Origin of the sequence: Caulobacter sp. CCH9-E1 (assembly GCF_001556515.1) — a bacterium.
In the GTDB taxonomy this organism is placed as follows: domain Bacteria; phylum Pseudomonadota; class Alphaproteobacteria; order Caulobacterales; family Caulobacteraceae; genus Caulobacter.
On record NZ_LSJA01000198.1, the window covers coordinates 1 to 3142 of the forward strand.

The 3142-nt window shown below is 72.6% G+C and carries 5 protein-coding genes; 2 read left to right on the plus strand and 3 right to left on the minus strand.

Features of this window, described 5'->3' with window-relative positions; translation table 11 throughout:
• Positions 1-123: 123 nt before the first annotated feature.
• Together AX690_RS11885 and AX690_RS11890 are read right to left on the minus strand one after the other, a co-directional pair.
• Positions 124-918: a DUF3883 domain-containing protein gene (locus AX690_RS11885; protein ID WP_066682950.1), complete on the minus strand. Its 795-nt coding sequence runs from the start codon at positions 916-918 to the stop codon at positions 124-126.
• Positions 919-966: 48 nt separating this feature from the next.
• Positions 967-1527, minus strand: a complete 561-nt coding sequence (locus tag AX690_RS11890) for a hypothetical protein (RefSeq protein WP_066682949.1) — start codon at positions 1525-1527, stop codon at positions 967-969.
• 63 nt (positions 1528-1590) lie between these two features.
• On the opposite strand from AX690_RS11890, the gene AX690_RS11895 reads away from it, so the two are divergent.
• Together AX690_RS11895 and AX690_RS11900 are read left to right on the plus strand one after the other, a co-directional pair.
• Positions 1591-1770 (plus strand): hypothetical protein, encoded by a 180-nt coding sequence (locus tag AX690_RS11895; RefSeq protein ID WP_066682951.1) that lies wholly within the window; start codon positions 1591-1593, stop codon positions 1768-1770.
• Entirely contained in the window at positions 1767-1991 is a 225-nt protein-coding gene (locus tag AX690_RS11900) for a hypothetical protein (protein ID WP_066682948.1), read from the plus strand. Before AX690_RS11895 ends, AX690_RS11900 begins: the two co-directional genes overlap by 4 nt.
• Here the strand turns inward: AX690_RS11900 and AX690_RS11905 are convergent.
• Complete coding sequence (locus AX690_RS11905) at positions 1921-2979, minus strand: M15 family metallopeptidase (protein WP_066682947.1); 1059 nt, start codon at positions 2977-2979, stop codon at positions 1921-1923. The genes AX690_RS11900 and AX690_RS11905 overlap by 71 nt on opposite strands.
• Positions 2980-3142: the final 163 nt, after the last annotated feature.

A 3142-nucleotide genomic window follows, 5' to 3' on the forward strand; every position in this document is an offset into this window, starting at 1 on the left:
CTCCGGGACCCGCCCCTATGCTTGGTCCTTTCGCCCGCCCTTAATCTGCGCCCTGGGCTGGTCTAGTGCGCGGCGCGGGCGGGCGCAATTCACATCCTGATCGGTATGGTTTTGCGGGCGGCGCTAGGCGAAGGGCGGGCTCAACCGGAAGAAGCGGGCGTCGCCCAGAAGGTCGTAGACGCGCCGGACGCGGAAGATCTCGGGATGGGCGTGGGCGAGGTCCAGTTCGGCCGGCGTCAGGCCGAACGGCGCGACGTCGGCGCCGAGGGTCGTCTTGACCGCCAGCAGGCGCGGCGCGGCCTCGAGGTCGAAGCTGATGACGTCGCAGCCCGCCGGATCGCCGGCGCGGGCCAGGCGGACCTGGCGGGCGAGGTCCGGGCGGCCGTGGTCGGTCAGGCGGCGGGCCTCGTGGGCGACGACGCTGGCCGCGCCCAGGCCGGGCAGGAAGCGGTCCTCGGCCGCCCGCGTCGCCAGGTCGAAGCGCTGGATGATCCGGGCCAGCGTCTCGTCCGGCGGCAGGGGCTGGGGCGGCGCGGCCTCGATCAGCGGGATGGCCGGCGGAGCGGCGAACAGGGCGTCGGGGCGGACGGCGGCGGCCAGCAGGGCGGGCTTGGCGGCCAGGGCGTCCTCGACGGCGGTCAGCAGCGGCGCGTCATAGGTCCAGCGCGGCGGCGGATCCTTCAGCACCGGCAGGCCGATCAGCGACAGGACGGCGGTGATCTCGCCCTGCTTGGCCATGACCGGCATGCCGGACTTGCCGGTGACGAAGCGGACCGCGCGGTCGTGGGTGGCGCGGTCGACGGGCTTGCCGGCCAGGGTCTTCTCCAGCTGGGCCAGGTAGTCGCCGACCACGACGGCGAGCTCGGCGCCCGTCCACTCGCGCCCGATGGCCTCCCGTTCCGCCGAATCCCCCGTCATCGGATGATCCTGCGCCAGCGGGGCCCCGCGCGCCAGACGCTTGAGCGGCTAGCCGCCGGCGGGCGGCGCCGAGGCCCGCGGGGCTTCCTGCACCGGCGTCTGGTCCGCCCCCAGCCCCGCCAGCTCCATGGCCCGGCGCAAGGTGGTGACGGGGTCGGCGGTCTCGACCTTGAAGGTCAGGCTGGCGGTCTGCGCCGGGTTCTCGCCGAGATTGGCGAAACCGCCGGGCCGCTGGGCGTTGAAGGTGACGCCATAGGTCCGCCCGGCCAGCACGCGGCACAGCAGCACGAAGGTCTTCTGGTCGGCCAGAAGCCGCGGGGTCTTCACGCAGTCCAGCGGCTCGGCGCCCGGCGCGGGGGCGTAGTTCCAGGCGGCGGGCGACATCTGCTGGTCGAAGGCGGCCTTCAGGATCAGGATCCCCGGCTCCACCGTCTGGTCCTGGGCCGGATAGGTCGAGACCAGCTTGGGCGGCAGGGTCGGCGGCAGGATCAGCACCGGCGAGACGGCGTTGGGCGCCTCGGCCGCAGGCTTCTGCGTCTGGGCGCGCGCGCTGGTCGCGGCCAGGACGGCGCAAAGCACGACAGCGGGAACCAGACGGCGGGGCGGCATCTTTCCAAAGTGGCTCGCAAGCGCGGCCTTCTCAAGGCGCCAAACGAGGCCTACATCGCGTTCATGACCGACAAGACCGACGCTTCCGCGCCCGAGGGCGAAACGCCGATGCAGCGCGCCCTGCGCCTGAAGAAGGCCGCTCAGGGCCGCCATGGCCACGGCCCCAAGGCCTCCAGCGGCAAGGTGGAGCGCGCCAGCGCCGCCGCCCCGACCGGCAAGTCCAAGCCCTGGATGACCCGGTGACGGTCCCCAAGGTCCTCGGCCGGACCTCGTCCATCAACGTTCGCAAGGTCCTCTGGACCCTGGACGAGCTGGACCTGGCCGACGTCGTGCTGGGCCTCTCCACGCACCGCTGGCTGCACAGCCCGATCCAGCGCCTCGAATGGCCCGCTCTCACCGCCTACTATGCGCGCCTGAAGCAGCGCCCGGCGTTCGCGGCGTGGAGCCTTCCGCAGGTTCCGTGACCGCTTCGCCGCCATCCTGCGGCAGGCTGGCGATCGGCGTCCCGGGCAGCATCGGCTCGCCCGTCCACTCCCAGTGCCACGGCTCATAGACATAGTTCACGAAGCCGAACCGGCCGGCGTTCCACACCATCCAGCGATAGAGCGGCGAGCGCGCCATCGCCAAGCGATTGGCGTCGACCGAGGAGTCGGGCCCAAAGCCCGGCGCTGCGTCGATGAAGAGGTCGACCGCCAGGCCGGTGCGATGGGCCGAGCAGATCGTCCGCACCCGACCCTGACAGTTCTGATCGCGGGCGCAGCGCTGGGCGTCGGCGTCCGGCGCGCGGAAGCCCGAATAGATCTTCAACGCCTCGGGCCGCCCCAGCACGCCAGCGGCGCGCGCCTCGGCCGCCATCCGGCGATAGGCCTCCAGCGCGGCGGGCCGTAGCTGGATGGTCTTGCCGCCGTAGCTCTCGTCCGGCCGCGCGGTGGCGAGATCGGCCTCGAGAGGCGCGCCAGGACAGACCCCATCGCGGTTCACGCGAACGAACGGCCGCGAGAGGTGCCAGCGCGGCAGCATGACCGCGAAGGTCGCCGCGTCCATCACCCCCGTTCGCGGCAGGCGGTTCGCTTGTTGCCAACGGGCCAGGGCGGCGGCGAAGCCATCCGAGCCCGGGGCGCAGCTTGTGCCAATCTCGGCCGCGATGCGCGGGGCGTAGATTTCCCAGCCCATCTCGGGCCCGCCGAACGGCGACCAGGCCAGGGTGGAGAGCGACGCGGCGTTGGCCGCCGCCGCGCCGTGCGGGCCCGCTTCGCTTCCGACGCACAGCGCCGGCGCGGCGACGAGGGGTGGCGCGCCCTCGACGGAAACCGGCGCCTCGGACGCGGGCCTAGCATCGCTGGGCCGGGCCCGTCCCGCCTGCCAAGGCGGCCAGATCACCCACAGCCAGAACGCTCCGACGACCAGCGCCAGCACGCCCAGCCCCCAAAGCAAACGACGCAGCGCCCTCAAATCCGGCCCCTCAAGCGGTGGAACTTCGCCATGGCTCAAGCCTTCAAGCGGTGAAGTCGTTCCCGCCTGGAGTTTTCATGACCGGTCTGGTTTCCCGTTTCGCCCTTGTCGCCGTCCTCGCCCTCAGCGCTTGCGACGAGAAGCCGCCGGCCAAGCCCGCCCC

Bases quoted from the DNA above. Each gene is read 5' to 3' on its own strand.
- AX690_RS11895 (WP_066682951.1), top strand. From the start codon at position 1,591: ATGACCGACAAGACCGACGCTTCCGCGCCCGAGGGCGAAACGCCGATG.
- AX690_RS11885 (WP_066682950.1), bottom strand. From the start codon at position 918: ATGACGGGGGATTCGGCGGAACGGGAGGCCATCGGGCGCGAGTGGACG.
- AX690_RS11890 (WP_066682949.1), bottom strand. From the start codon at position 1,527: ATGCCGCCCCGCCGTCTGGTTCCCGCTGTCGTGCTTTGCGCCGTCCTG.